At 75.7% G+C, this 25419-nt stretch carries 24 protein-coding genes and 1 riboswitch; of the genes, 17 read left to right on the forward strand and 7 right to left on the reverse strand.

Going from position 1 to position 25419, the window contains the following annotated elements; genetic code table 11:
- Positions 1–23: 23 nt before the first annotated feature.
- The 5 genes from VEW93_05225 (at position 24) to VEW93_05245 (ending at position 5918) form a co-directional block, all read left to right on the forward strand.
- The gene (locus VEW93_05225; GenBank protein ID HYI61188.1) at positions 24–1193 is read left to right on the forward strand and encodes an acyl-CoA dehydrogenase family protein; all 1170 of its coding nucleotides are present in this window, start codon (positions 24–26) and stop codon (positions 1191–1193) included.
- Positions 1194–1309: 116 nt separating this feature from the next.
- A complete protein-coding gene (locus VEW93_05230; protein ID HYI61189.1) occupies positions 1310–2812 on the forward strand; it encodes an LCP family protein in 1503 nt (500 codons plus the stop codon).
- A gap of 89 nt (positions 2813–2901) precedes the next feature.
- Entirely contained in the window at positions 2902–4188 is a 1287-nt protein-coding gene (locus VEW93_05235; protein HYI61190.1) for a UDP-glucose/GDP-mannose dehydrogenase family protein, read from the forward strand.
- On the forward strand, positions 4189–5133 hold the full coding sequence (locus VEW93_05240) for a UDP-glucuronic acid decarboxylase family protein (GenBank protein HYI61191.1): 945 nt from the start codon (positions 4189–4191) through the stop codon (positions 5131–5133).
- A gap of 38 nt (positions 5134–5171) precedes the next feature.
- The gene (locus VEW93_05245; GenBank protein ID HYI61192.1) at positions 5172–5918 is read left to right on the forward strand and encodes a hypothetical protein; all 747 of its coding nucleotides are present in this window, start codon (positions 5172–5174) and stop codon (positions 5916–5918) included.
- Positions 5919–5936: 18 nt separating this feature from the next.
- Here VEW93_05245 and msrB read toward each other — a convergent pair whose 3' ends face one another.
- Positions 5937–6350: a peptide-methionine (R)-S-oxide reductase MsrB gene (msrB, locus tag VEW93_05250; protein HYI61193.1), complete on the reverse strand. Its 414-nt coding sequence runs from the start codon at positions 6348–6350 to the stop codon at positions 5937–5939.
- Positions 6351–6479: 129 nt separating this feature from the next.
- Between msrB and VEW93_05255 the strand changes: the two genes are divergently transcribed.
- Positions 6480–8267, forward strand: coding sequence for an acyl-CoA dehydrogenase (locus VEW93_05255; GenBank protein ID HYI61194.1), 1788 nt, complete (start codon positions 6480–6482; stop codon positions 8265–8267).
- Between the two features lie 75 nt (positions 8268–8342).
- Here the strand turns inward: VEW93_05255 and VEW93_05260 are convergent, their stop codons facing one another.
- From VEW93_05260 to VEW93_05275, 4 genes are all read right to left on the reverse strand, one after another.
- Complete coding sequence (locus tag VEW93_05260) at positions 8343–9671, reverse strand: cyclopropane-fatty-acyl-phospholipid synthase family protein (protein ID HYI61195.1); 1329 nt, start codon at positions 9669–9671, stop codon at positions 8343–8345.
- A 193-nt stretch (positions 9672–9864) separates the two neighbouring features.
- Entirely contained in the window at positions 9865–10854 is a 990-nt protein-coding gene (locus VEW93_05265; GenBank protein HYI61196.1) for an aminoglycoside phosphotransferase family protein, read from the reverse strand.
- Between the two features lie 250 nt (positions 10855–11104).
- The gene (locus tag VEW93_05270) at positions 11105–11896 is read right to left on the reverse strand and encodes a serine hydrolase domain-containing protein (GenBank protein ID HYI61197.1); all 792 of its coding nucleotides are present in this window, start codon (positions 11894–11896) and stop codon (positions 11105–11107) included.
- 32 nt (positions 11897–11928) lie between these two features.
- Positions 11929–12783 carry a phytanoyl-CoA dioxygenase family protein gene (locus VEW93_05275; GenBank protein ID HYI61198.1) on the reverse strand — a complete coding sequence of 285 codons (855 nt, stop codon included), beginning with the start codon at positions 12781–12783 and terminating at the stop codon, positions 11929–11931.
- A 54-nt stretch (positions 12784–12837) separates the two neighbouring features.
- On the opposite strand from VEW93_05275, the gene VEW93_05280 reads away from it, so the two are divergent.
- From VEW93_05280 to VEW93_05300, 5 genes are all read left to right on the forward strand, one after another.
- The gene (locus tag VEW93_05280) at positions 12838–13602 is read left to right on the forward strand and encodes an SDR family NAD(P)-dependent oxidoreductase (protein HYI61199.1); all 765 of its coding nucleotides are present in this window, start codon (positions 12838–12840) and stop codon (positions 13600–13602) included.
- Entirely contained in the window at positions 13599–14027 is a 429-nt protein-coding gene (locus tag VEW93_05285) for an MGMT family protein (GenBank protein ID HYI61200.1), read from the forward strand. The genes VEW93_05280 and VEW93_05285 overlap by 4 nt, the downstream gene beginning before the upstream one ends.
- Complete coding sequence (locus VEW93_05290) at positions 14008–14493, forward strand: glutathione peroxidase (GenBank protein HYI61201.1); 486 nt, start codon at positions 14008–14010, stop codon at positions 14491–14493. The genes VEW93_05285 and VEW93_05290 overlap by 20 nt, the downstream gene beginning before the upstream one ends.
- Before the next feature lie 78 nt (positions 14494–14571).
- Entirely contained in the window at positions 14572–15738 is a 1167-nt protein-coding gene (locus VEW93_05295) for a DEAD/DEAH box helicase (protein HYI61202.1), read from the forward strand.
- A 46-nt stretch (positions 15739–15784) separates the two neighbouring features.
- Complete coding sequence (locus VEW93_05300) at positions 15785–17677, forward strand: hypothetical protein (protein ID HYI61203.1); 1893 nt, start codon at positions 15785–15787, stop codon at positions 17675–17677.
- A 7-nt stretch (positions 17678–17684) separates the two neighbouring features.
- Here the strand turns inward: VEW93_05300 and VEW93_05305 are convergent, their stop codons facing one another.
- Positions 17685–18272 carry a hypothetical protein gene (locus VEW93_05305; GenBank protein HYI61204.1) on the reverse strand — a complete coding sequence of 196 codons (588 nt, stop codon included), beginning with the start codon at positions 18270–18272 and terminating at the stop codon, positions 17685–17687.
- Positions 18273–18367: 95 nt separating this feature from the next.
- Positions 18368–18485, forward strand: a riboswitch (SAM-I-IV-variant riboswitch).
- Between the two features lie 55 nt (positions 18486–18540).
- Here VEW93_05305 and VEW93_05310 point away from each other — a divergent pair.
- The 6 genes from VEW93_05310 to VEW93_05335 all read left to right on the forward strand — a co-directional run bounded on the left by VEW93_05310 (position 18541) and on the right by VEW93_05335 (position 23461).
- A complete protein-coding gene (locus VEW93_05310) occupies positions 18541–19764 on the forward strand; it encodes a homoserine O-acetyltransferase (protein HYI61205.1) in 1224 nt (407 codons plus the stop codon).
- Entirely contained in the window at positions 19761–20984 is a 1224-nt protein-coding gene (locus VEW93_05315) for an aminotransferase class I/II-fold pyridoxal phosphate-dependent enzyme (GenBank protein HYI61206.1), read from the forward strand. Before VEW93_05310 ends, VEW93_05315 begins: the two co-directional genes overlap by 4 nt.
- Before the next feature lie 8 nt (positions 20985–20992).
- Positions 20993–21769, forward strand: a complete 777-nt coding sequence (locus tag VEW93_05320) for a DNA-formamidopyrimidine glycosylase family protein (protein ID HYI61207.1) — start codon at positions 20993–20995, stop codon at positions 21767–21769.
- Positions 21770–21846: 77 nt separating this feature from the next.
- On the forward strand, positions 21847–22620 hold the full coding sequence (locus VEW93_05325; protein HYI61208.1) for a hypothetical protein: 774 nt from the start codon (positions 21847–21849) through the stop codon (positions 22618–22620).
- Positions 22621–22629: 9 nt separating this feature from the next.
- Positions 22630–22854 (forward strand): hypothetical protein, encoded by a 225-nt coding sequence (locus VEW93_05330; protein ID HYI61209.1) that lies wholly within the window; start codon positions 22630–22632, stop codon positions 22852–22854.
- 4 nt (positions 22855–22858) lie between these two features.
- Complete coding sequence (locus tag VEW93_05335; GenBank protein ID HYI61210.1) at positions 22859–23461, forward strand: DUF4202 domain-containing protein; 603 nt, start codon at positions 22859–22861, stop codon at positions 23459–23461.
- 9 nt (positions 23462–23470) lie between these two features.
- Here the strand turns inward: VEW93_05335 and VEW93_05340 are convergent, their stop codons facing one another.
- A complete protein-coding gene (locus VEW93_05340) occupies positions 23471–25240 on the reverse strand; it encodes a DUF4214 domain-containing protein (protein ID HYI61211.1) in 1770 nt (589 codons plus the stop codon).
- Positions 25241–25419: the final 179 nt, after the last annotated feature.

Genomic DNA, 25419 nt, shown 5'->3' on the forward strand with positions numbered 1-25419 from the left:
ACCCAGGCCGTAAGTTGCCGGCCGTGCACATCGAGTTCACCGACGAGCAGCAGCAGTTCCGCAAGGTGGTCCGCGACTTCGCCGCGGTCGCCGTCCGCCCGCACGCCGAGGCGTGGGACCGGGACCACACCTTCCCGGTCGACGTGGTGCTCCAGATGGGGGAGCTGGGCCTGTTCGGGCTCCCGTTCCCGGAGGAGTACGGCGGCGGGGGCGCGGATCTGACCACCCTGTGCATCGCCATCGAGGAGCTGGCCCGGGTCGACCAGTCGGTGGCCATCACCCTGGAGGCCGGCGTGGGCCTGGGGGCCAGCCCCATCTACCGCTTCGGCACCGAGGAGCAGCGCCAACGCTGGCTGCCCGACCTGTGCGCGGGCCGGGCCCTGGGCGGCTTCGGCCTGACCGAGCCCGAGGCCGGCAGCGACGCCGGGGGCACCCGCACCCGGGCCGTGCTGGACGAGGGGGCCGGCGAGTGGGTCCTCAACGGCGAGAAGGCCTTCATCACCAACTCGGGCACCGAGATCACGTCGCTGACCACCGTGACGGCCCGCACCGACCCGCCCGGCGGGTCGGGCAAGCCGGAGATCAGCGCCATCGTGGTGCCCTCGGGCACGCCCGGGCTGACCGTGGCCCCGCCCTACCGGAAGATGGGCTGGCACGCCTCGGACACCCACGGGTTGGCCTTCAGCGACGTCCGGGTGCCGGAGGACCACCTGCTGGGGGAGCGGGGCCGGGGCTTCGCCAACTTCCTGGCCATCCTGGACGAGGGCCGCATCGCCATCGCCGCCCTGGCCGTGGGGGTCATCCAGGCCTGCCTGGACGAGTCGGTGGCCTACGCCGGGGAGCGCCAGGCCTTCGGCCGGCCCATCGGCTCCTACCAGGCCACCGCCTTCCGGTGCGCGGACATGGCGGTGCTGGCCGAGACGGCCCGCCTGCTCACCTACCAGGCCGCCTGGCTGCGGGACACGGGCCAGCCCTACACGCAGGCTGCGGCCCTGGCCAAGCTGCACGCCACCGAGGCCGCGGTGACCGCCACCCGCCACGCCACCCAGGTCTTCGGCGGCTACGGCTTCATGGACGAGACCCCGGTGAGCCGCCACTACCGCGACGCCAAGATCCTGGAGATCGGCGAGGGCACCAGCGAGGTCCAGCGCCTGGTCATCAGCCGGGGCCTGGGCCTCCCGCTGGGGCGCTGAGGCCCGGCGACGGGGCCCCCGGCGGCGGGGCCCCGCCCGGCGCCTCCTGCCCCGGGCTGCCGTAGAGGGCCCGGCGACCGCGGCCCGGCACCGTCCCGCCGGTAGCGTGGTCGGCCGTGCCCGGACCCGTCGAAGGCCGCCCCCGCCGGTCGTGGCTCCAACGCCTGCTGATCACGGTCAACGTCATGGCCGTGCTGGCCGCCGCCGTCACCGCCGGGGCCCTGGCCTACGCCAACCGCCGCCTCTCAGAGGTCGAACGGGTGGCCCTCGACGACGTGCTGGCCGGTGAGGAGCTGGAGGACGGCGACCCCCAGAACTTCCTGATCGTGGGCATCGACGACGCCTCCGGGCTGCCGGACGGCGACTCGGTCCGCAACCGCGACGCCTCGGACCTCCGGGGCCAGCACACCGACACGATCATGGTCCTGCGCCTCGACCCCCGGGCCGCCACCGCGCAGCTGCTGTCGCTGCCCCGGGACCTGTGGGTGCCCATCGCCGACACCAACACCAACCAGCGCATCAACGTGGCCCTGGAGACCGGCGGGCCCGAGCGGCTCATCCGCACCATCGACCAGAACTTCGGCATCCCCGTCCACCACTACCTCCAGGTCGACTTCGCCGGCTTCCGGGACCTGGTCGACATCGTGGACGGGGTGCCCGTGCTGTTCCCCCACCCGGCCCGCGACCGCGAGTCGGGCCTGTCCATCGAGGCGCCCGGCTGCTACACGCTGGGGCCGGTCCAGGCCCTCGGCTTCGCCCGGGGCCGCTACTACTACGTGCAGGACGACGACGGGGACTGGCACCAGGACCCCCGCAGCGACCTGGCCCGCAACGAGCGCCAGCAGCTCTTCATGCAGCTGGCCCTGAGCCGGGCCATCGCCAAGGGGGCCCGCAACCCCAACACGCTGCGCCGCCTGATCGACCTGGGGGCCGGCGAGGCCCGGCTGGACGAGGAGCTCGACCCCGGCGACCTGGTGGCCCTGGGGGCCAGCTTCCGCAGCTTCGACCCCCAGGAGCTGGAGACGCTGACCCTGCCGGTCACCGACGGCACCGCCGGCGGGGCCGAGATCCTCTACCTGGAGGAGGCGGCGGCAGAGCCCGTCCTCTCGGTGTTCCGGGGCGTGGGGCCGGTCGGCACCGCCGATCCGGAGGGGGTCACCGTCCAGGTGCTCAACGGCACCGGCGTCGGCGGCCAGGGCGCGGACGTGACCGACGAGCTGGTGGCGGCCGGGTTCGAGGCCGTGGTCCCCGAGGACGCGGAGCAGCAGGGCCAGCCCACCACCATCCGCTACGCCGAGGGCAACGAGGCCGAGGCCCAGCTGGTGGCCCGCCACGTCGCCGGCCCGGTGCGCTACGAGGCCGACCTCGCCCTCCTCGACACCGACCGGGTGGTGGTGGTCACCGGCTCCGACTGGGAGGGCGTGGCCCCCACCCCCAAGGCCGTCGACGCGGTGGACGGCCCGGCCACCACGACCACCACCACGGCCCCCCAGGGCCCCCCCGACACCGGCCCCGGCGGCGAGCCCGTCACCGAGGGCGACCCCGACGATCCCGGGGACCCGTTGTTCTACAAGGCCCAGGCCGCGCCGCCGGGGGCCTCGTGCCCCTCCACGCCCTGACCCGGGCCGGGGCCCGCCGCCGAGCCCGCACTAAGTTGGGCTGACCGTCCAGGGTGTGCGGCGCCGGCCGTCACCAGCACCGGAGGATCATGGGCCAGAAGATCGCCGTCATCGGGACCGGGTACGTGGGCCTCACGACCGGGGCCTGCCTCAGCCACCTGGGCCACGACGTGGTCTGCGCCGACGTGGTGCCCGAGAAGATCGACGCCCTCAACCGGGGCGAGATCCCCATCCTGGAGGCCGGGCTGGAGGAGCTGGTGCAGGAGGGGCGCCGCTCGGGCCAGCTCCGCTTCGTGCTGGGGGCGACCGAGGCGGTGGGCGACGCCGAGTTCGTGTACCTGTGCGTGCCCACGCCCCAGGGGGCGGACGGCTCGGCCGACCTCAGCTACATCCGGGAGGCGGCGGCGGACGTCGGCCCCCACCTGCGCTCCGAGGCCGTCGTCATCAACAAGTCGACCGTGCCGGTGGGCTCCACCCGGGTGGTGGAGCAGGCCCTGGGCCGAGACGACGTCCACGTGGTGTCCAACCCCGAGTTCCTGCGCGAGGGCTCGGCCGTCCACGACTTCCTCCACCCCGACCGGGTGGTCATCGGGGCCGACGACCAGTCGGCCGCCATCCGGGTGGCCGGCCTGTACCTGGGCCTGGCCGCCCCCCTCCAGGTCACCGACCCGGCCTCGGCCGAGACCATCAAGTACGCCTCCAACGCCTTCCTGGCCACCAAGATCAGCTTCGTCAACGCCATCGCCGCGGTGTGCGAGGCGGTGGGGGCCGACGTCAACGACGTGGTCCTGGGCATGGGCTACGACAAGCGCATCGGCGACGCCTTCCTGCGCCCCGGCCCCGGCTGGGGCGGGAGCTGCTTCCCCAAGGACTCCCAGGCCCTGGTGAAGATCGCCGAGGACGCCGGCTACGACTTCGGCCTGCTCAAGGGCGTGATCGACGTCAACGAGCAGCAGTTCGCCCGGGTGGCCGACAAGGTGGCCACCGCCGCCGGCGGCGACCTGGACGGGGTGACGGTGGCGGTGTGGGGCCTGACCTTCAAGGCCCGCACCGACGACCTGCGCGACTCGCCGGCCCTGGAGATCATCGGCCGCCTGCGCCGGGCCGGGGCCACCGTGCGGGCCTACGACCCGGCCGTGGCCGCCGACTCGGCCGACGAGCGCCTGGACGGCATCGAGCTGTGCGGCGACCCCTACGCCGCCTGCCAGGGGGCGGCGGTGCTGGCCGTCCTCACCGAGTGGGACGAGCTGAAGTGGCTCGACTTCGACAAGGTGGCCGAGGCCATGACCAACCGGCGGGTGGTCGACGGGCGGAACCTGCTGGACCGGGCCGCCCTGGTGCGTCGGGGCTTCGTCCTCGACGGCATCGGTCGCTGAGTGGCCCGGGTCGTCGTCACCGGCGGGGCCGGCTTCCTCGGCTCGCACCTCTGCGACGCCCTGCTGGCCCGGGGCGACGAGGTGGTGTGCCTGGACAACCTGGCCACCGGCTCCACCGCCAACGTCGAGCACCTGGCCGGGCGGGCCGACTTCACCTTCGTGGAGCACGACGTGAGCACCCACGTGGAGGTGCCGGGCCCGGTGGACGCGGTCATGCACCTGGCCAGCCCGGCCTCACCCGTCGACTACCTGCGCATGCCCATCCAGACCCTGAAGGTGGGCAGCCTGGGAACCCACAACACCCTGGGCCTGGCCAAGGCCAAGGGAGCCCGGTACTTCCTGGCCTCCACCAGCGAGGTCTACGGCGACCCCCTCGTCCACCCCCAGCCCGAGGACTACTGGGGCAACGTCAACCCCATCGGCCCCCGGGGGGTCTACGACGAGGCCAAGCGCTTCGCCGAGGCCATGACCATGGCCTACCACCGCCACCACGGCCTGGACGTCCGCGTCGTCCGCATCTTCAACACCTACGGGCCCCGGATGCGGCCCGACGACGGGCGGGCGCTGTCCAACTTCATCGTGGCCGCCCTGCGGGGCGAGCCCCTCACCGTGTTCGGCGACGGCACCCAGACCCGCAGCGTCACCTACGTGGACGACGAGATCCGGGGCTTCCTGGCCCTGCTCGACTCCGACGTGGTGGGCGCCCCGGTCAACATCGGCAACCCGTGCGAGCTGACCATCACGGAGCTGGCCGCCCTGGTCCTGGACGTCACCGGCTCGTCCTCCGAGGTGGTCCACCGCGAGCTGCCGGTGGACGACCCCCGGCAGCGCCGGCCCGACATCACCCTGGCCGGCCAGCGCCTGGGGTGGGAGCCCACCGTGGAGGCCCGGGAGGGCATCGCCCGCACCGCCGAGTGGTTCTCGGCCCGGCTGGGCCTGGGCTGAGGCGGCGCGACCCCCGCCCCGGCTGCCACACTGGAGCGGTGATCGATCGGGTCCCGGGACGGGCGAGGGTGCGGCTGCGGGCCGTGGGAGCGCTGGTGGCGCTGGCCGCCCTGGTCGGCAGCCTGGCCGCCTGCGAGCCCCCCGGGCCGCGGGTGTACGTGTACGGCGACTCCCTCACCTGGGAGGCCGAGGGGTGGATCCGGACCTGGGGCCAGGCCCGGGGCTACGACGTGGTCGTCCACTCCCGCTTCGGCGGGGCCCCCTGCTCGTTCTACGGCCAGATGCGGGCCGACCGCGGCCGGCAGGGCACCCACGCCGTGATCGTGGCCTTCAGCGGCAACCCGGCGTACATGTCGCCGTGCGTCGGGCCCGACACCGTGGGCTCCCACGCCCGCCAGCTCCGGGAGGTGGCCGGCATCTGGTCCGGCTCCGGCGCCCGGGTGGTCTGGGCGGCCACGCCCCGCCTGCCGGCCCAGGTCTCGGAGGACGTGCAGGACGCCATGCGGGCCGAGGCCCGCCGGCTGGGCCTGGGCGTGGCCGACTCCGGGCGCTACGTGACCCCCAACCGGACGTGGGCCCAGGTGCTGCCGTGCCTGCCCGGCGAGCGCTGCCCCGGCCACCAGATCAACCCGGCCGTCGCCTCGGGGCGCAACATCGTGCGGGCCAACGACGGGGTGCACTTCTGCCCGGGCGGGGGCCGGGGCTTCGACCCCTGCCCCTACTACAGCTCCGGGGCCTGGCGCTTCGCCCGGGCCCTGGCCGAGGCCATCCCCGCCCGTCGGTAGCGGCCGTCCCCGGCAGGATCAGGCCGTCCCGTCCCCGGGTTCGGGGTCGAGGCGGAGGGCGGCGGAGTTCATGCAGTAGCGCTCGCCGCTGGGCCGGGGGCCGTCGGGGAAGACGTGGCCCAGGTGGGCGCCGCAGGTGGCGCAGCGCACCTCGGTGCGCTTCATGAACAGCTTGCCGTCCTCCCGGAGCTCGACCTTGGAGCGGTCGATGGCCTCCCAGAACGAGGGCCAGCCGGTGCCCGAGTCGTACTTGACGTCCGAGCGGAACAGGGGCTCGTCGCACACCACGCAGCGGTAGGTGCCAGGGTCCTTGGTGTCCCAGTACTCGCCGCTGAAGGCCCGCTCGGTGCCCTCCTGCTGGGTGATCTCGTACTGGAGGGGCGTGAGCCGCTGGCGCAGCTCCTCGTCGGGGGGGCGGGTTGCGTCGGTCATGGCCCCCAGGGTGCCGGTTCCGGCCGGCCGTCGCCACGCACCGGAGCCCCATCCGGGCCCCCCGCCCCGGATCTGACGACCCGTCAGGGACGGGGGCGCCCCCCGGGGCCCGGCCCTACCATCGCGCCCATGCCGGACTACGCCGCGCCCCTCGACGACATCCGCTTCACCCTGGTCGACGCCCTCGACCTGGACGGCCTGACCAAGCTGGCGCCCTACGGCGACATCGACGCCGAGGCCGTCATGGGCGTGCTGGAGGAGTTCGGTCGCCTCATGTCCGAGGTGTGGGCCCCGACCAACCAGCCCGGCGACGAGGCCGGCACCACGCTGGTCGACGGCGAGGTGGTGGTGCCCGACGGGTTCACCGCCGCCTATGACGCCTACGCCGAGGCCGGCTGGGGCGCGGTGCCCTTCGAGCCGGTCTACGGCGGCGGTGGCTTCCCGTGGGTGGTGGGCACCGCCCAGCAGGAGATGCTCAACAGCGCCAACATGGCGCTGGCCATGGCCCCGCTGCTGACCCAGGGGGCCATCGACGCCCTGCTGCACCACGGCAGCGAGGAGCAGCGCGAGGTCTACCTCAAGAAGATGGTGGCCGGGGAGTGGACCGGGTCCATGAACCTGACCGAGCCCGACGCCGGCTCGGACGTGGGCGCCCTGCGCACCCGGGCCGTGAAGCAGGACGACGGCAGCTACCGCATCACCGGCCAGAAGATCTTCATCACCTGGGGCGAGCACCCCTTCACCGACAACATCGTCCACCTGGTGCTGGCCCGCACCCCCGACGCCCCCACCGGGACCAAGGGCATCTCCTGCTTCATCGTCCCCAAGTTCCTGGTCGGCGACGACGGCAGCCTGGGTGAGCGCAACGACGTGAAGGTGGTGAGCCTGGAGCACAAGATGGGCATCCGGGCCTCGGCCACCTGCGCCCTGGCCTACGGCGACGAGGGCGAGGGCGCCATCGGCTACCTCATCGGCGAGGAGAACGCCGGCATGCGCTACATGTTCACCATGATGAACAACGCCCGCCTGGGCGTGGGCGTGGAGGGCCTGGGCCTGGCCGAGCGCAGCTACCAGCAGGCCGTGGCCTTCGCCCAGGAGCGCAAGCAGGGCTTCGCCCCCGGGGCGGCCCGGGGCGAGAAGTCGCTCATCGTGGACCACCCCGACGTGCGCCGGAACCTGCTGACCATGCGGTCCGTCACCGAGGCCATGCGGGCCCTCTGCTACACCGTCGCCGTCCAGATCGACGTGGCCAAGCACGCGGCGGACGAGGCCGACCGGGCCGCGGCCCAGGAGATGGTCGACCTGCTCATCCCGCTGGCCAAGAGCTGGTGCACCGACGAGGCCGAGCGGGTCACCTCCATCGGCATCCAGATCCACGGGGGCATGGGCTTCATCGAGGAGACCGGGGCGGCCCAGCACTACCGGGACGCCAAGATCACCCAGATCTACGAGGGCACCAACGGCATCCAGGCCATGGACCTCGTCGGCCGCAAGATGCCCATGCGGGGCGGGGCCGTGTTCACCGACCAGGTGGCCAGGATGCGGGCCACGGTGGCCGAGCTGGAGGGCGCCGGCGACGACCTGGCCCCCATCCGCGACGAGCTGGCCAAGGCCGTCGACGCCCTGGAGGGCGCCGGCACCTGGCTCATGGGCGAGGGCCTGGCCGACCCGGTGGTGGCCCTGTCGTGCGCCACCCCGTTCCAGCGCCTGTTCTCGCTGACCGTGGCCGGCTGGCTCATGGCCCGCCAAGCCCAGCTGGCCGCCCAGCGCCTGGCCGCCGGGGACGGCGACGCCGCCTTCCTGTCCCAGAAGCTGGTCACCGCCCGCTTCTTCGCCCGCAACGTCCTCCCCGAGGTCCACGGCCTGGTGGCCCCGGCCACCTCCGGCAAGGACGACCTGGTGGCCGCCCGCTTCTAGCCCCCCCAGGGCCGCCCCCCTCCGCAACCTGGCACCTTTTCGTACCGCAGAGGTGCGAAAAGGTGCCGAGGACGGCTAGGGGGTCGAGGTCGCCGAAGTGGAGAGCCAGGTGCGGGTGGCGGGGACGTCGCTGCGCCCGTCGGGGTGGGGCTTGACCGCCAGGACCTGGTGGATCGAGATGCGCCCGGCCTCGAAGCCGACGGCCGAGCCGGCCATGTAGAGCCGCCAGGTCCGGGCCCGGCCCGGGCCGACCAGGCGCTGGGCCCGGTCCCAGTCGCCCTCCAGGTTGGCCACCCAGGCCCGCAGCGTGCGGGCGTAGTGCTCCCGCAGGGACTCGACGTCGCGCACCTCCAGGCCGGCCGACTGGAGGGTGGAGACCACGTGGCCCACCTCGTGGAGGGCGGCGTCGGGGAACACGTAGCGACCGATGAAGCTGCGGTCGTCGACCCCGGAGCGGGTGTCGGGGTCGGGCCGGGAGATGGCGTGGTTCAGCACCCGGCCCCCGGGCCGGACCAGGCGGGCCAGGGCTCGGGCGTAGGGGCGGGCCTGGTCGGCGCCCACGTGCTCGAACATGCCCACGCTGGCGATGGCGTCGAAGGGCCGGTCGTCCACGTCCCGGTAGTCCTGGACCCGGATGTCGACGCGGTCGGCCAGGCCGGCCTCGGCCGCCCGCCGGCGGGCCCGGTCGGCCTGCTCGGGCGACAGGGTGATGCCGGTGGCGTGCACGCCGTGGCGAGTCGCGGCGTGGAGCACGAAGCTGCCCCACCCGCAGCCCACGTCCAGCACCCGCTGACCCCGGCGCAGGCCCAGCTTGCGGCACACCAGCTCGTGCTTGGCCGCCTGGGCCTCCTCCAGGGTCGTCGCGCTGTCGTCCCAGTAGGCGCAGGAGTAGGTGAGCGACGGGCCGAGCACCAGGTCGTAGAACTCGTTGCCCACGTCGTAGTGGTGGCGGACCACCTCGGTGTCACGGCCCTTGCTGTGGCGCCGGCCCCGGCGCCGGCTCTCCTCGGCCGGCGGGGGGAGCGGGGGGCCCAGGCCGCCCACCTCGCGCAGGGTGGAGGCCACCAGGGCCAGGTCCCGGAGCGTGGGCCCCACCGTCACGTGCTGGCGGCCGGTGCCCAGGCCGGCGCGCAGGTCGAGGAGGGCGAAGATGTCGCCCTCGACGTCGATGTCGCCGGCGATGTGGGCCCGGGCCAGGCCCAGCTCCCCGGGGGCGTAGAGGAGGCGCCGGAGGGCGTCGGGGGAGCGGACCACGATGGTGACCGGGTCGGTGGGGCGGCGAGCGGCACCGCCCGGCGGGTCGGGGGGGACGACCGAGCCGTCCCAGGCGGCCAGGCGCACCGGGAGGCGGCCTCCGAGCAGGCGCCGCACGAGCGGGGCGAGGAGCGGGGCGACGTCGGCCACGACCAGACCTCCTTGTGGTCCCTCCGGGCGAGGGAACGGGTCGTCGCCGGCATCCTGCCGGGCCTCGCTCGGCTCCGCTCGGGACGTGATCTTCGTCACATCTCGAAGCTCGGTGCCGTGGTCCTGGTCCTGCCGGGCGGCGGCCACGCTCGGGTGACCCCGCTCACCTTCGCCTCCCCGCCGCGAGGGGGGGTCAGGCGGTGGCGCCCAGACGGTCCATGCGGTCGAGGTGGCTGTTGCCGGCGAGCATCGACTGGAGCCGCCGGTAGGGGTGCCGCGCGTCCAGGTGGCCGGAGGCTGCCGTGGGCGGGTAGGCCAGCAGCTCCTCCACGTCCCAGGCGATGGCGTAGAGCCGGCAGCGGTCGAGCTGGTGGGGCGAGGCGAAGAGCTCGGGGTAGTCCTCGGCCAGCCAGAAGGGCACGTCCTCGTAGTCCCGGGCGTGGGTGTCCTCGGCGTAGGTGGCCGGCACGTGCAGGTCGGGCATGGCGCAGAACCGGAGCAGCACGTCGAGGTCGAGGTCCGGCGGGGCGGCCCGGGCCCACTCGAAGTCGACCACCGCCACCAGGCGCCCGGCCCGGGCGTCCCACAGCATGTTCTCGAAGCTGAGGTCGCCGTGGATGAGCGTGGACGCGGTGAACGGGTCGAGGCTGGGGGCCAGCGAGCGGACCAGGGCGGAGAGGTCGTCGGTGATGCCCCGGTCGACGTGGGGGAGGCGGGACGCCTGGTCGAGGGCCAGGATCAGGCGGGCCACCGCGGTCAGGCCCGTGGGCGCCGGGTCCAGGAGCTGGGGCAGGTGCCGCAGCGGCGGGAGGGCGGGGGCGGTGGTGGTGTGGATCAGCTTGAGCCGGGCGGCCAGCGACCGGATGGCGGCCCGGCGGTCGGGCTCCGACATGGTGGGCCAGCAGCGGCTGAGGGGCAGGCCGGGGAGGCGGCGGAGCACCAGCCACTCGCTACCCATCTCCCCGCCGTAGCCGACCATGGGCGGGTAGCCCACGGCGTTGGGCAGGACCTGGGCCAGCTGGGCCTCGCGTCGCAGGCGCTGCTCGGGCCGGCAGCTGACCCGGACGACGACGTCGGAGGTCATCCAGACCTCGTTGTTGACGCTGGGCACGGCCTCCAGGCGCTGGTCGGGGCGGATCCCGACCCCGGCCAGGGCGCGCCGGGCTCGGATCTCAGGCAGCACGGGCGGTCTCTCGGTGGGGAGGGGCGACGGCCACCCCCGGGCCCCGACCAGACAACATGGAGCACCATCGGTTGTCGGCCCGCCACCGTGAGCCGTTTTCGCAGAGGGTTCGCTTGGCGGGTCGCTCGGCTCCTCTCCGTTCTGAGGCGCCTCCGCTCGTCAGGACGTGCGCTGGCGCCCCAGAAGGGTACGGCTGGTCAGCGTCACCGGTTCTGAGGCGTCTCGGCCCGTGGGAGCGTGCGCAGGCGCCTCAGGACGGTGCGGCCAGGACGGCGGTGCCCAGCGCCGGCCAGAGCGGCTTGGCCCAGGCCTCGAAGTCGCGGTCGGTCAGCACCACCAGGGCCCGGCCGGCGTCGGGGTCGACCCACAGGAACGTGCCGCTGCGCCCGAAGTGCCCGTAGGTGCGGGGGCTGCCCCCGGGCGCGGTCCAGTGCGGGTCCTTGGTGCCCTTGATCTCGACGCCCAGGCCCCAGTCGTTGGGGCGCTGCTTGCCGTAGCCCGGCACCAGGCCGTCGAGGCCGGGGAAGGCCACCGCGGTGGCCGTGGCCACGGTGGACGGCGCCAGCAGGCGGGGGGCCATGAGCTCGGCCACCAGGCGGGCCAGGTCGGCCGCGGTGCCGGTGGCGGCGTGGGCCGGCGACCCCTCCAGCGCGGTGGTCGCCATGCCCAGGGGCCCCAGCACCGCCTCGGCCAGGTACGTGGCCGGCGCCAGCCCGGTGCCCGCCTCCAGGGTCGCCCCCAGGACGTCGTAGCCGGCGTTGCTGTAGATGCGGCGCCGTCCCGGACGGGCCAGCTCCAGGCCGTCGAGCCCCAGGCCCGAGGCGTGGGCCAGCAGGTGCCGGACCGTCGAGCCCTCGGGCCCGGCCGGGTCGTCGAGGCCGAGGGACTCCTCCTCCACCGCCACCAGCACCGCGGTGGCGAACAGGGGCTTGGTCACCGAGGCCAGGGCGAAGGGCCGGTCGAGGTCGCCCACCGCGGCGGTGACCTCCCCCCCGGGGCCCAGGGCCACGGCGGCGGCGTGGTCGACGGGCCAGCTCTCCATCGCGGCCAGCGGCCCGGGTCCGGGCCCGCCGCTCACGGCGCCGTGTCCCAGACCATCCCCCCGGCCGGGCCGCCGGGATCGGGGGCCGCCTCGGGGGGCGGGCCCAGGACCACGTCGGCCGGGTCGCGCTTGTCGATGTGGCCGATCAGGCCGCGGTACAGGCCGAAGCCGCACAGCTGGCGGAGGGCCGGCGGGAAGCGCCGGGCTACCTCGGGGGGGATGCCGAGCTGCTGGTTCTCCTGCTGGCGAACCCAGCCGCCGCAGTAGTTCATGGCCAGGCCGGTGCGGCGCGCCGTCGTGGTGTTCGCCCCCCCGCCGTGCCACAGGCTCCCGGGCCACACCAGCACCGAGCCCCGGGCCATCTCGGCCGGCACGGTGGGGTACGCCGCCCCGTACTCGGGCTGGTGGTCACTGGTGTGGGACCCGGGGACGAGGCGGGTGGCCCCGTTGGCCTCGGTGAAGTCGGTGAGGGCCCACATGGAGTTGCAGATCACCGGTGCGTGGGGCCGGGGCAGGCGGATCATGGCGTCGTCGACGTGGAGGGGCTGGGCGCCCTCGCCCGGGTCGATGGCGATGGACGACAGCGACGACACCAGGCAGCCCCGTCCGATCACCCCCTCGATGACGGGCAGCACCGCCGGGTGGGCCGGCACCTGCTCGAACACGCGGTCCCGGGCCAGCAGGTTGTAGATGCGCACCGTGGCCGCGCCCTCGAAGGAGTTGCCGGCCGGCACCGCCCCCAGCTCCTCCTCCAGCCGGGCCAGGGTGGCGTCGAGCGCGTCGAGCAGGGGCTCGGCGATGGCGTCGACCAGGATCGTGTAGCCGTCGGCCTCGATGCGGGCCAGGTGCCCGGCCACCTCGTCGGCGTCGGGAGCGGTGGTGGTCACAGCCGGCGACCCTACCCAGCGGCCGGGCGCCCGGGGGGCGGTACGGTCGGGCCCGTGGCCCCCGACGACGACCCGCCGGCCCTCGACGGGCGGGTGGCCCTGGTCACCGGGGCCAGCCGGGGGCTGGGGGCCGGCCTGGCCACCCGCTTCGCCGAGCGTGGGGTGGCCCTGGCCCTCTGCGCCCGCACCGAGCCCCGGTTGCCCGCGGGTGCCCGGGGCCTGGCCGCCGCGGTGGACGTCACCGACGCCGGCGCCGTCGACGCCTTCGTGCGCCGGGCCGCGGCCGAGCTGGGCCCGGTCGACCTGTGCGTGGCCAACGCCGGCCTCCTCGGACCGATCGGCCCGCTGCGGGCCGCCGAGCCCGGTGAGGTGACGGCCTCCCTGCGGGCCAACGTGGAGGGCGTGGCCCACACCGTGGCCGCCTACGCCCGCCACGTCCGGAGCCGCCCCGGCGGCGGCGTGCTGCTCACCATCTCCTCGGGGGCGGCCCGCAAGCCGACCCCGGGCTGGGCCCCCTACGCGGCGTCCAAGGCCGCGGTGGACATGCTCACCCGGGTGGTGGCCGAGGAGGAGGGCGAGGCCGGCCTGCGGGCCCACGCCGTGGCCCCGGGGGTGGTGGAGACGGCCATGCAGGAGGCCCTCCGGGCCGCCGGCCCCGACGCCTTCCCCCGCCACGCCGAGTTCGTGGCCCTGAAGGAGGAGGGGAGGGCCAGCAGCCCCGCCTTCGTGGCCGACCACCTCCTGCGCCTGGCCTTCGCCCCCGACCCGGCCGATGTCGGCGAGGTGCTGCTCCGGCTCCCGCCCGAGCACCCGCGGTGAGCGCGGCCCCGGTGCCCCGGCCCCTGGCGGCCCGGGTCGTGGCCGGGGCGGTGGCCCGGCACCGGGCCGACGGGCCCGAGCCCGACCTGGCCCGGGCGGCTGACGCCGTGCTCCGGGGCCTGCGGCCCGGGGACGTGGTGACCTACGGCGAGGTGGCCCACGAGGCCGGCTGGCCGGGGCGGTCGCGTGCCGTGGGCCGCATCCTGGCCACCTCGGGGGGCGCCTACCCGTGGTGGCGGGTGGTCAACGCCGCCGGCCGGCTGGTGCCCGGGCACGAGCCCGAGCAGGCCCGCCGGCTCCGGGCCGAGGGGGTGGAGGTGGTGGGGCGCCGCGTCCGGCACACTGGGACGCCCAAGCCGACCGGGGTGGGCATGGACCCGCCCGACGACGACCCAGGAGGTCCCGGTGGCCATCTACGACCATGACGTGAAGGCGCTCGACGGCGGCCCCGCCGACCTGCACGACCTGGAGGGCAAGGCCGTCCTCGTGGTCAACGTGGCGTCCAAGTGCGGCCTGACCCCGCAGTACGAGGGGCTGGAGCGCCTCCAGGAGCGCTACGCCGAGCGGGGCTTCACCGTGGCCGGCTTCCCCTGCAACCAGTTCATGGGCCAGGAGCCGGGATCGGCCGAGGAGATCCAGACCTTCTGCTCGACCACCTACGGGGTGACGTTCCCCCTCTACGAGAAGGTCGACGTCAACGGCGACCAGCGCCACCCCCTCTACGCCGAGCTCACCCGGGTGGCCGACGCCGAGGGCACCGACGGCGACATCCGCTGGAACTTCGAGAAGTTCCTGGTCGGCCCGGACGGCACCGTGCGGGCCCGCTTCGCCCCCCAGGTCGAGCCCGAGGACCCCAAGGTGGTCGAGGCCATCGAGGCCTCCCTGCCCTGAGGGCGGTCGCCCGGACGGGGGAGCCGGGGACCGAGCTTTGGGTCACCGGGGCGGAGCGCCCGTAGGCTGGTCCGCAACATGACGACGAGCTTCGAGCAGCTCGGGGTCGACGCCGCCTTGGTCAAGGCGTTGTCCGAGAAGGGCATCGACCAGGCGTTCGCGATCCAGGAGCTCACCATCAGCGATGCCCTGGCCGGCCGTGACGTGTGCGGCAAGGCCAAGACCGGGTCGGGCAAGACCCTCGCCTTCGGGCTGCCCACCCTCCAGCGGGTCAGCCGGGCCGAGCCCCGCCGCCCCCGTGCCCTCATCCTCGTGCCCACCCGCGAGCTGGCCACCCAGGTCTCCGAGGAGCTGATGCCCCTGGGCGAGGCCATCGGGGTGCGGGTCTCGGCCGTGTACGGCGGGGCCAACATGGGGGGCCAGATCAAGGCCCTGGCCCAGGGGGCCGACGTGGTGGTGGCCACCCCCGGGCGCATGATCGACCTGATCGAGCGCCGGGAGGCCTGGCTCGACGACGTGGACATCGTGGTGGTCGACGAGGCCGACCGCATGGCCGACATGGGCTTCCTGCCCCAGGTCGAGTGGCTGCTGCGCCACATCGAGGGCCGGCACCAGACCCTGCTGTTCTCGGCCACCCTCGACGGCGCGGTCAAGACCCTGGTCACCCGCTACCAGACCGACCCGGTGCGCCACGAGGTGGAGTCGGCCATGGTGACGGTGGAGGAGATGACCCACCGCTTCCTCTCCGTCCACCAGATGGACAAGTCGAAGGTCATCGCCGCCATCGGCCGGGCTGCCACCCGCACCATCGTGTTCTGCCGGACCAAGCGCTACGCCGACCGCCTGGTGGCCGACCTGGTGGCCGAGGGGGTCAAGGCCGGGGCCATCCACGGCGACCTGCCCCAGCGGCTGCGGGAGCGGGCCCTGGCCGACTTCATCGACGGCTCGCTGCCGGTCCTGGTGGCCACCGACGTGGCCGCCCGCGGCATCCACGTCGACGACGTGGACGTGGTGATCCACGGCGACCCGCCCGAGGACCACAAGGCCTACCTCCACCGCTCGGGCCGCACGGCCCGGGCCGGCGAGCACGGCCTGGTCGTCACCCTGGCCCTGTGGAACGAGGAGCTGGAGGTCCGGCGCCTGCAGAAGCGCATCGGCATCGAGCAGCCCATCGTCGAGATCTTCTCCAACGACCCCCGCCTGGCCGACCTGGCCGGCTGGGACCCGGGCTCGTCCCCCTCCTGACCGCCCCGCCCCGGCGGTGCCGGCCCCGGCGGTGCCGTCCCTGACGATGAGGCCGCTCGACCCGTCCCGGTCCGAGGCCTGGCCCCCGTGGGCCGCGGCGCTGGCCGACCAGGTCGATCGGGGCGCGGCGCGGGCCGCGGTGCTGGCCGTGGTGGCCGGCCAGGTGGCGGCGGCCCGGGGCCACCCTCTGGACGGCCTGGCCCTGCGCCTGGTCCCGGGCGACGACCGTCCTGCCCTGCCCCCGCTCCCGCCGGCCCTGGCCGTCCCCGACGTGCTGGGGGCCCTGGACCAGCACCTGCTCGACCCGGCCGACCGGCGGGCCCGGGGGGCCCACTACACCTCACCGGACCTGGCCCTGGCCCTGCTCGGGTGGGCCCTGGCCGACTGGGACCCCGGCCCCACCCCCCGGGGGCCGCTCCGGGTCCTCGACGCCGCGGTGGGGGGAGGGGCCTTCCTCCTGGCCGCGGCCCGCTGGCAGGTGACCCGGGGGGCCGAGCCGGCGGCGGTGCTGGCCGGCCTGGTGGGCACCGACGTGGACCCGTTGGCGGTGGCCGTGGCCGAGGCCGCCCTGGTGCTGTGGGCCCTCGACCACGGCGTCGAGCCCGGCGGCGGCGCCCGACCCGACCTCCAGGTGGGCGACGGCCTGGACCACCGGCCCCCGCCCCCGGTCGACCTGGTGGTCGGCAACCCGCCGTTCCTGGGCCAGCTGGCCCGGGCCACGGCCCGGGCCCCGGCCGAGGCGGCCCGGCTCCGGGCCCGCTTCGGCACCGCGGTGGGCGGCTACACCGACACCGCCGCCCTGTTCCTGGTGGCCGGGTGCGAGGCGGCCCGCCCCGGCGGCCGGGTGGTCCTGGTCCAGCCCGAGTCGGTGCTCGGCACCCGGGACGGCCGGGGGGTGCGGGCCGCGGTGGCGGCCCGGGCCGACGTGGTCGGGTTGTGGGTGGCCGGTGAGCCCGCCTTCGCCGCCGAGGTCGACGTGTGCGTCCCGGTGCTGGAGGTGCGGCGCCCCGGCCGGGTCGCCGCCCCCGACGCCACCGTGCGCCGGGCCTGGGGCACCGAGGTGGCCGAGCGCCCCCCGTCGCGCCCGCCGGCCTCCCGCTCGTGGGCCTCGCTGCTGGCCGTGGCCCGGGGCGTGCCCGAGGTGGCCCTGGCCGGCGGCGGCTGCGTGGGCGACCTGGCCACGGCCACCGCCGGGTTCCGCCAGCACTTCTACGGCCTGGTGCCCCACCTGCGGGAGCTGCCCGACGGCGCCCCGTCGCCGTTCGGTCCCGGTGGGGGGCCCGACCGCGCCGGTGACGAGGTGGCGCCGCTGGTCACGGTGGGCACCGTCGACCCCCTGGCGCTGCTGTGGGGGCTCCGCCCCACCAAGGTGGCCGGGCGGTCCTGGCTTCGCCCCGTGGTCGACCTGGGCGCGGTGGCGGCCGCCGAGCCCGACGTGGAGCGCTGGGTGCGGGCCCGCCTGCGCCCCAAGGTCCTGGTCGCCCCCCAGACCCGGGTGGTCGAGGCCGCGGTCGACGCGGCCGGCCGGGCCGTGCCCGGCGTCCCCCTGGTCACCGTGGAGCCGCAGCCCGGCGCCGGCCGGGCCGTGCCCCCCCCGCCCCCGGACGCGTGCGGGGCCGCGCCACCGGGGGAGGAGGAGTGGGTGCTGTGGCTGCTGGCCGCCGCCCTCTCCGCCCCCCCGGTCTCGGCCTGGGCCCTGTACGAGACGGCGGGGACGGCCCGCCACGGCGACGCCGTGAAGCTGGCCGCCCGCCAGGTGCGGGCCGTGCCCCTGCCGGTGGACGGGGACCGCTGGGCCATCGCCGCGGCCGCCCTGCGGGCCGGTCGGCCCCTGGCCGAGGTCGGCCCCGACCTGACCCGGGCCTACGGCCTGGACCCCGACCACCCGGTCACGGCCTGGTGGGCGGCCCGGCTGCCGGGCGGACGGGCCGACGGCTGACGGCCCGCTACCGGGGTGGGGCGATGGGGTCGCCGGCCCCGTCCAGCACCTCGGCCGGCCCGTCGACGGTGGCCCGGGTCTCGTGGGAGAACCAGCTCAGGCCGGCCTGTTCGCTGCGCCGCACGGTGACGGTGGGCCGGGTGCCGTCCGAGAGGCGCAGGCGGACCTCCTCGGCCTGCCGAGGCACGGGGCCGAAGACCACGGTGGTCCCGTCGGGCAGGAGGGAGGAGGTGACCACGTAGCGGCCGGCCTCGGGCCCGCCCTCGGCCGAGGTGGTGAACCCGCACTGGCCGGTGACCTCCTCGTCCCGGCCCGGCCGCAGCAGCTCCAGGCACGGGTCGTCGGCCTCGTCGCGGTAGCCGTCCAGGCGGTACGCCCCGTCCCCGGTCCCTTCCCGGAGGAGGGTCACGGCGTCGCCCCCGCCGCCCGGGCCCCGATCGGGGCGCAGCAGCACCCCGACGGCGAAGCTGAGGGCCACCAGCACCACGAAGGCGGCCACCCACAGGCCGCAGCCCACGTACTCGCGGCCCGAGACGTCACCGCCGCCCCGCCGTCGCCGGGCCCGCCGGGGCGACGGCGTGGGGTCGGGCTCCATGGCCGGGGAGGCTACCGGCGGGTGCGGGGCCGACCCGGGCCCGCCCCGCCCGGGCCGATGTGGTTGGCCGCCCGGCGGGCCACCGCCTACGCTCCCGGCGTCATCACGAGTGGCCCGGCTCCCCGGGTCCGGCAACCTGGGACGGACACCCAAGGTGCCTCCCGCCTCCGGGTGGGGATGTGGCCGGCCCCGCCGGCAACGAAGTGTCCGGGTCCGCCCGGCGCAGGCACCGGGCGCACGCCCCCCGAGCACGACCGAGGAGGCGACGATGGAGCCCGCGCAGGCGCCCGGCCCCGGCCTGGCCCCCCCGGCCTGGACCCGGGCCCACGCCAGCACCCTCCCGGCCTCGGGGGCGTGGCGGCCCAGCGACCCGACCGGCGACCGCCAGTTCCTGCGGACCTTCGTCGAGCGCCCCTTCGTGCTGGAGGGTGGCGGGCAGCTCCAGGACGTGACGCTGGCCTTCGAGACGTGGGGCCAGCTGGCCCCCGACGGGGGCAACGCCATCCTCCTCGTCCACGCCCTCACCGGCGACGCCCACGCCGCCGGGCCCGCCGGCCCCGGCCAGCCCACCCCCGGCTGGTGGGACGACCTGATCGGGCCCGGGCGGGTGCTCGACACCGAGCGCTGGTTCGTGGTGTGCGCCAACGTCCTCGGGGGCTGCCAGGGCTCCACCGGCCCGGCCTCGCCCCGGCCCGACCGGCGGGGTCGCTACGGCTCCCGCTTCCCGGTGGTGAGCGTCCGCGACATGGTGCGGGTCCAGGCCCGCCTGGCCGACGCCCTGGGCATCGGGCGGTGGGCCGCGGTGGTCGGCGGATCGATGGGGGGCATGCAGGTCCTGGAGTGGGGCGTGATGTTCCCGGACCGGGTCGGGGCCCTGGTGCCCATCGCCACCTGCCCGGCGGCCACGGCCCAGCAGATCGCCTACTGGAGCACGGGGCGGCGCGCCATCGCCCTCGACCCGGGCTGGCGCGACGGGGACTACTACGACGCCCCGCCCGGCCAGGGGCCCCACGCCGGCCTGGCCCTGGCCCGCAGCATCTCCCAGATCACGTTCCGCACCGACGAGGTGTTCACCAACCGCTTCGGCCGGGCCGAGGTCGAGCCCCTGGCCGGCCGGTTCGACCTGTGGCAGCGCTTCCAGGTGGAGCGCTACCTCGAGTACCACGGCGACAAGCTGATCCGGCGCTTCGACGCCAACTCCTACCTGCTGCTGACCAAGGCCATGGACCTCCACGACCTGGGCCGGGGCCGGGGCGGGTTGGGGCCGGCGCTGGCCCGCATCCAGGTTCCGGTGCACGCCGTGGGCATCTCCAGCGACGTGCTCTACCCGCCGTACCAGTCCCAGGAGCTGGTCGAGCAGCTGGCGGCCCGGGGCGTGCCCGCCACCTACACCGAGATCGACAGCCCCCACGGCCACGATGCCTTCCTGCTGGAGCTGGACCAGGTGGCCGCTCTGCTGACCCCCGTCCTCACCGCCCTGGAGGCGCCGTGACCACGCCGTCCGACCCCACCGCCCCGGCCCCCGAGCCGGCCCCCCTCCACCCCGACACGCGGGCGGTGCGGAGCGGGCGCGAGAGCTGCACCCCCGCCCTGGCCCCGGTGATCTGGGCCAGCTCGACCTTCGTCTCCGCCTCGGTCGAGGAGGCCCAGGCCGCGGCCACCTCCATCGGCAGCGACCGCTTCTACTCCCGCTACGGCAACCCCACCGTGGCCGACTTCGAGCGGGCCGTGGCCGACCTGGAGGGGGCGGAGGCGGCCCGGGCCTTCGGCTCGGGCATGGGGGCGGTGACCGCGGTGATCCTGGGCCTGTGCTCGGCCGGCGACCACATCGTGGCCGCCCGCCAGGTCTACGCCGGCACTCAGCTGGTGCTGCAGGCCGTGTGCCCCCGCTTCGGCATCGACGTCACCCTGGTCGACGGCACCGAGCCGGGCGCCCTCGCCGCCGCCGTCCGGCCCGGCAAGACCGTGCTGGTGTGGGCCGAGACCCCGGCCAACCCGCGCCTCGACCTGGTCGACCTGGACGAGCTGGGCGCCATCGCCGGGCCCATGACCGTGGTCGACTCCACCTTCGCCACCCCGCTGGGCCAGCGCCCCCTGGACCACGGCGTCGACCTGGTCGTCCACTCCGCCACCAAGGCCCTGGCCGGGCACAACGACGCCACCCTCGGCGTGGTGGCGGCCTCGGCCGAGCTGGTCCAGTGGCTCACCGGCTTCGCCGTCCTCCAGGGGGCGGTGGCCTCGCCCTACGACGCCGCCAACGGCCTGCGGGGCCTGCGCACCCTCCCGGTGCGCTTCGCCCGCCAGTCGGCCTCGGCCCTGGACCTGGCCCGGTGGCTGGAGGACGACGGCCGGGCCGTCGAGGTCCGCCACCCCGGCCTGGAGTCCCACCCCCAGCACGCCCTGGCCCGCCGCCAGATGCAGCACTGGGGCGGCCTGGTCTGCTTCGACCTGCCCGGGGGCCTGGCCGCGGGCCGGCGCTTCGTCGAGGCCGTGGAGGTGGCCCAGCTGGCCTCGTCGCTGGGCGGGCCCGAGACCCTGGTCACCCACCCGGCGTCGACCACCCACGTGAACCTCCTGCCCGACGAGCTGGCCGCGGTGGGCATCGGGCCCGGCACCATCCGCCTCTCGGTGGGGCTGGAGCACGTGGACGACCTCCGGGCCGACCTGGATCGGGCCCTGGCCGCCGCCTCGGCCGGCGACGCCGCCGGCTGAGCGGCGGCGTGCCCGAGCTGATCGAGGTCGAGCTGTACCGGCGGGTGGCCGAGCGGGCCGTCGGCCGCCGCATCGCCGCCGCCCACGCCCCGGACCCCTGGTTCTGCAAGGGCGTCGACCCAGCCACCGTGGAGGCCGCCCTGGCCGGCCGGACCGTCACCGGCACCCGGCGCCGGGGCAAGCTGCTGCTGGTCGACACCGACGGCCCCGTGCTCGGCCTCCGGTTCGGGATGACCGGCCGGCTGGTGGTCGACGGGGCCGGGCCCATCGAGCGCCTGGAGTACTCCTCCCAGCGCGACGACCCGGCCTGGCACCGCTTCGGCCTCACCTTCGCCGGCGGCGGCGACCTCTCCCTGGTCGACCCCCGCCGGCTGGGCGGGGTGGAGCTCGACCCGGACGAGGAGCGCCTGGGCCCCGACGCCGCCACCGTGGGCGCCGCCGCCCTGCGCGACGCCCTGGGCCGGTCGGGAGCGCCGCTCAAGGCCCGCCTGCTGGACCAGGCCCGCCTGGCCGGCGTGGGCAACCTGATCTGCGACGAGGCGCTGTGGCGGGCCGGGCTCGACCCCGCCCGGCCGGCCGGCTCCCTGGCCCCGGCCGAGCACCGCCGCCTCCACCGCCACCTGCTGGCCACCATCGCCCTCCTGACCGAGCGGGGTGGGTCGCACACCGGCGACCTCCAGGCCCAGCGCTCCCGGGACGGGTGCTGCCCCCGGTGCGGCACCGCCCTCCAGCGCCGCACCGTGGGCGGCCGCACCACCTACTTGTGCCCCCGGCACCAGACGTGAGACCCGGGCCCGAGCGTCCGCCTCGGCGCCGGCCAGGCCGGTGTCGGCCCGGGGCCCGCCGGTAACATCGTCGGATCGTGTTCGCACCGTCGTCCTCCTTCGTGCGTCGCGCCTCGGCGGCCGTCCTCCTCGCGGTGGCCCTCCTGCTCGGCGGGGGTGCGGCCGGCGCCCTCCCGGCCGGTCCGGGGCGACAGGCCCCGACCACCCAGCCCGCCGGCGCACCGGCCCAGCCCTCGGCCCCCAGCCCGGGCACCGACGCCCCCGCCGCCCCCGTGGCGGTCGACGACCAGGCGGCGCGCCAGCGGGCCGACGACGACCTGTGGGCGGTGTGGCAGGTGGTCATCGCCCTGGCCGTGGTGGCCGCCGCCCTGCTGGCCCTGCTCGTGCTCTACGTCCGGGCCACCTCGCCCCGTCACCGGGCCGGAGCCGAGCCCGCCCCGGTGCCCGACACGGCCGCCCTGGCCGCGGCCGGTGCCGTCGCCGGCCCCGAGGCGTCGTCGTCGGCCGCGTCCCCCGGTCCGACCGCGCCGCCGGGCCCGGCTGTTCCGCCCGCCCCGGCGGCCGGCGCGCCTCGGCCCGTCCGGCCCCAGGCCCCGCCGCCCCGGTCCGGTCGCCGCCCGGCCGCCGCCCGCCAGGCCCGGCGGGTCGAGGCACCGGCCAAGAAGCTGGGCACGGCGGACGCCGAGCGGGTGCTGGTCCGGCCCGGGCAGGCGCCCATCCGGGTGCCCGTCGTGCCGGTGGTCCCGCCGCCGCCCGCCGGCCCGCCCGAGGCCGACCCTGCCGGCGGCCCCGCCCCTCGGACCGACGGTCCGCCCCCCTCGGCACCGGAGCCCCCCGCCCCCGGCCGGTAGCGTGGCCCCATGGCCGAGGAGCTCGACGTCGACGCGATGATCGCCCGCTTCCGGGAGCGGGCCCAGGCGGTCAAGGCCCGGAACCTGCCCCCGGTGGCCGGGCCGGAGCGCACCCGCCTGGTGGAGCAGGCCCGCACCGACTTCCAGGACTACGCCATCATGGGCGACGCCGAGGGGGCCCTGGAGGACGGCATCCTGACCCTGCGGGTCGACCTCCGGCCCCCCGCCGGGTGAGCGGGTGAGCGAGCCCGCCGAGCGCGAGGCCCGCACGGCGGCGGCCATCGACGCCGCCAACGCCGAGGACCCCGACACGGTGGTGATCGACGGCGAGGCCCGGCCGTTGCAGCAGGCCCTGGGCCGGGTGGCGGCCGAGTGGGTCGACCGCCTGGACCCGTCGGCCACCGCCGTGCAACGGCTGGCGGCCCGGGCCCACCACCTCCGCCGGTGGGAGCGGCCCCGCTCCGCCTACCCCGAGGGCCGGGCCGGGTACCTGCGCTGGCGCGCCGCGGCCAAGGACCGCCACGCCGAGGACCTGGGCGCCCTGCTCCGCCAGCACGGCTGGAGCGACGACGACGTGGCCGGGGCCCAGGCCCTCCTGCGCAAGGAGGGCCTGGGCCGTGTTCCCGCCACCCAGGTCCACGAGGACGCCGTCTGCCTGGCCTTCCTGGCCGTGCAGCTCGACGCCGCCGTGGATCTCATGGGCGAAGCGAAGACCGTGGAGGTGCTCCGCCGGACCGCCCGGAAGATGAGCCCGGAGGCTCTGGCCCGAGCGGCCGAGCTGCCCTACAGCCCCCGGGGCCGGGCCCTCCTGGAGAGGGCCCTGGCCCCGGACGGGGGCTGACGGGCAGGTTCAGATGCCGGCCTGGGCGGTGGCCACGATGGCCGATCGGACGGCCGAGGGGACCCGACCCAGCACCGGGACGAAGTCGGCGGCCACGACGTTCCGCTCGGTGGTGTTGGGGGCACGCCCCAGCACCGCGTCGTAGGCCAGGGTGGCCTGGTAGCGAGTGCCCTCCTGGGACCGGATGATGGCGATGACGAAGTTGGGGACCGACGTGGCGCCGGTGTTCAGCTGGTTGACCCAGTAGTTGTAGGCCGAGGTGTCGACGGTCCGGCCCAGGAACCGCAGGTAGACCTGGGGCACGATGGTGCTGGCCGCCGGGTGGTCGTCCCGGAACTCCCCGCTGTTGACCAGGGCGCCGGCCAGGTTGTCGTAGCTGCGGCCCCCGGTGGCCAGCCAGCCGGCCCAGTAGGTCTGCTCGTCGGCGCTGGCCGACCGGTCGAGGACGGCCTGGTAGGCCTCCCGCACCGTGCCCTTGCGGATGTTGGTGACAGCCGTGGCATTGGCGGTCCGGAGGGCGGCGATGAGATCAGGCACCGTCTTGTTCCGGTTGCGGAGCTGGTCGGCCCAGTAGTTGCGGTCGGTGGTGCCCGGGGTCCAGCCCACCGCGGCCTGGTAGGTGCGGCTCACGTAGTCCCGCAGCTGGTCCAGGGCATCGGTCCGCAGGTCGACGGCCACCAGCCGGATCTGGCCCTCGTACTCCTTGTCGAAGGGGGGCGAGTAGCCGGTGTTCCGGACGAAGTCCTCCCGGTAGTAGCTCATGACGACGACGCTGCCGTCGCTGGAGCCCAGCTCCGGGTGGAGGCGGAAGGCACGTTCGTCGGTGTCCGAGGGCTCGATGTCGACGAAGGGGTCGAAGTTGCCGGGGCTGGCGTCGAAGCCGGTCCAGGGGCCCACCGGGCTGTCACCCAGCACGAAGCCGGCCTGGTTGTCGAGCTCGGTGATGGCCAGGTACTTGTCCAGGTGGGCGTTGTACATGACCGAGGGGCTGCCGCCCAACGGGTTGAAGTTGGACAGGGGCGCAGTGGCGTTCTGGTCCTGCGTCCAGCTGTCGCCGTCCCAGAACCGGACCGCCGACCGGGTGCCCGGGGTGGACAGCGGGATGCGGGCCACGCCGGTGGGGAAGTTGAACCCGCCGGCGTTGGCGTCGGGGCACTGGGGCCGGTCGTCGAGGACGGCGTAGAAGTAGATGTAGCCATCGGTGGGGTCCAGGAAGGGGATGCCCCACTGGCACTCGTCCGGCCCGAACAGGGGGGCGTCGGGCGGCGTCACCCGGTAGGCGGTGGTGGCCCCGGGGTTGACGGTGGCCAGGCCGACCTGCTCGCTGCCGGGAGCGAGGGCGTTGGTGCCGGCCTGGAAGTAGGCCCGCTTGTAGTACACGAGGCCCGACGCCGTGCCCCCCCGGGGGATGACCGACGACGGCCAGATGGCGAAGCGGCCCATGCTGCCCTGGTTGAAGGGGGCCTCCATGGTCGGGTGGTAGGGGATGAGGTCGTGGTCGGGCACGCCGGTGCTGTCCAGGTCCTCGGACAGCCGGTAGTAGGAGGGCAGGTTGGTGGCCCCGGTGTTGTGGAGCATGGGCGCGCCGTCGTCGTCCGGTGCGCCCAGCGGGAACATGGTGTCGCCGTAGGCCCACAGCGACTGGTCCCCGACCAGGCCCGAGGCCCCGGCGTCCCGCCCGGTGATGCGGGCCGGGTCCTGCAGGGGCCCGAGGTCGTAGGCCAGGTAGTGGTCGGCGGCCTGGGCGACCGGCGCCGTCGGTCCGATGACATCAAGCACCGGCAAGGCCGTCAGGCCGAGGACCGCAGCCAGGATCGTCCGCCGAGTCCGGGCGCGCGTGGTGGTGGCCCGGGATGGTCCCGGGCGCGTGGATCTGAACATGATCTTTCCCCTTGTTCCGCTCTTGTGCTCTGGTCGAGCAGGCAGGGCTTACCCGAGGAAACATTGCGAAATCTGCG

This window comes from Acidimicrobiales bacterium (assembly GCA_035630295.1).
Taxonomy (GTDB): domain Bacteria; phylum Actinomycetota; class Acidimicrobiia; order Acidimicrobiales; family Iamiaceae; genus Iamia.

Excerpts from the sequence above, each read along its gene's own strand:
- VEW93_05235 (HYI61190.1), top strand. The coding sequence starts at position 2,902 with ATGGGCCAGAAGATCGCCGTCATCGGGACCGGGTACGTGGGCCTCACG.
- VEW93_05300 (HYI61203.1), top strand. The coding sequence starts at position 15,785 with ATGAGGCCGCTCGACCCGTCCCGGTCCGAGGCCTGGCCCCCGTGGGCC.
- VEW93_05295 (HYI61202.1), top strand. The coding sequence starts at position 14,572 with ATGACGACGAGCTTCGAGCAGCTCGGGGTCGACGCCGCCTTGGTCAAG.
- VEW93_05255 (HYI61194.1), top strand. The coding sequence starts at position 6,480 with ATGCCGGACTACGCCGCGCCCCTCGACGACATCCGCTTCACCCTGGTC.
- VEW93_05330 (HYI61209.1), top strand. The coding sequence starts at position 22,630 with ATGGCCGAGGAGCTCGACGTCGACGCGATGATCGCCCGCTTCCGGGAG.
- VEW93_05305 (HYI61204.1), bottom strand. The coding sequence starts at position 18,272 with ATGGAGCCCGACCCCACGCCGTCGCCCCGGCGGGCCCGGCGACGGCGG.
- VEW93_05310 (HYI61205.1), top strand. The coding sequence starts at position 18,541 with ATGGAGCCCGCGCAGGCGCCCGGCCCCGGCCTGGCCCCCCCGGCCTGG.
- VEW93_05270 (HYI61197.1), bottom strand. The coding sequence starts at position 11,896 with ATGGAGAGCTGGCCCGTCGACCACGCCGCCGCCGTGGCCCTGGGCCCC.
- msrB (HYI61193.1), bottom strand. The coding sequence starts at position 6,350 with ATGACCGACGCAACCCGCCCCCCCGACGAGGAGCTGCGCCAGCGGCTC.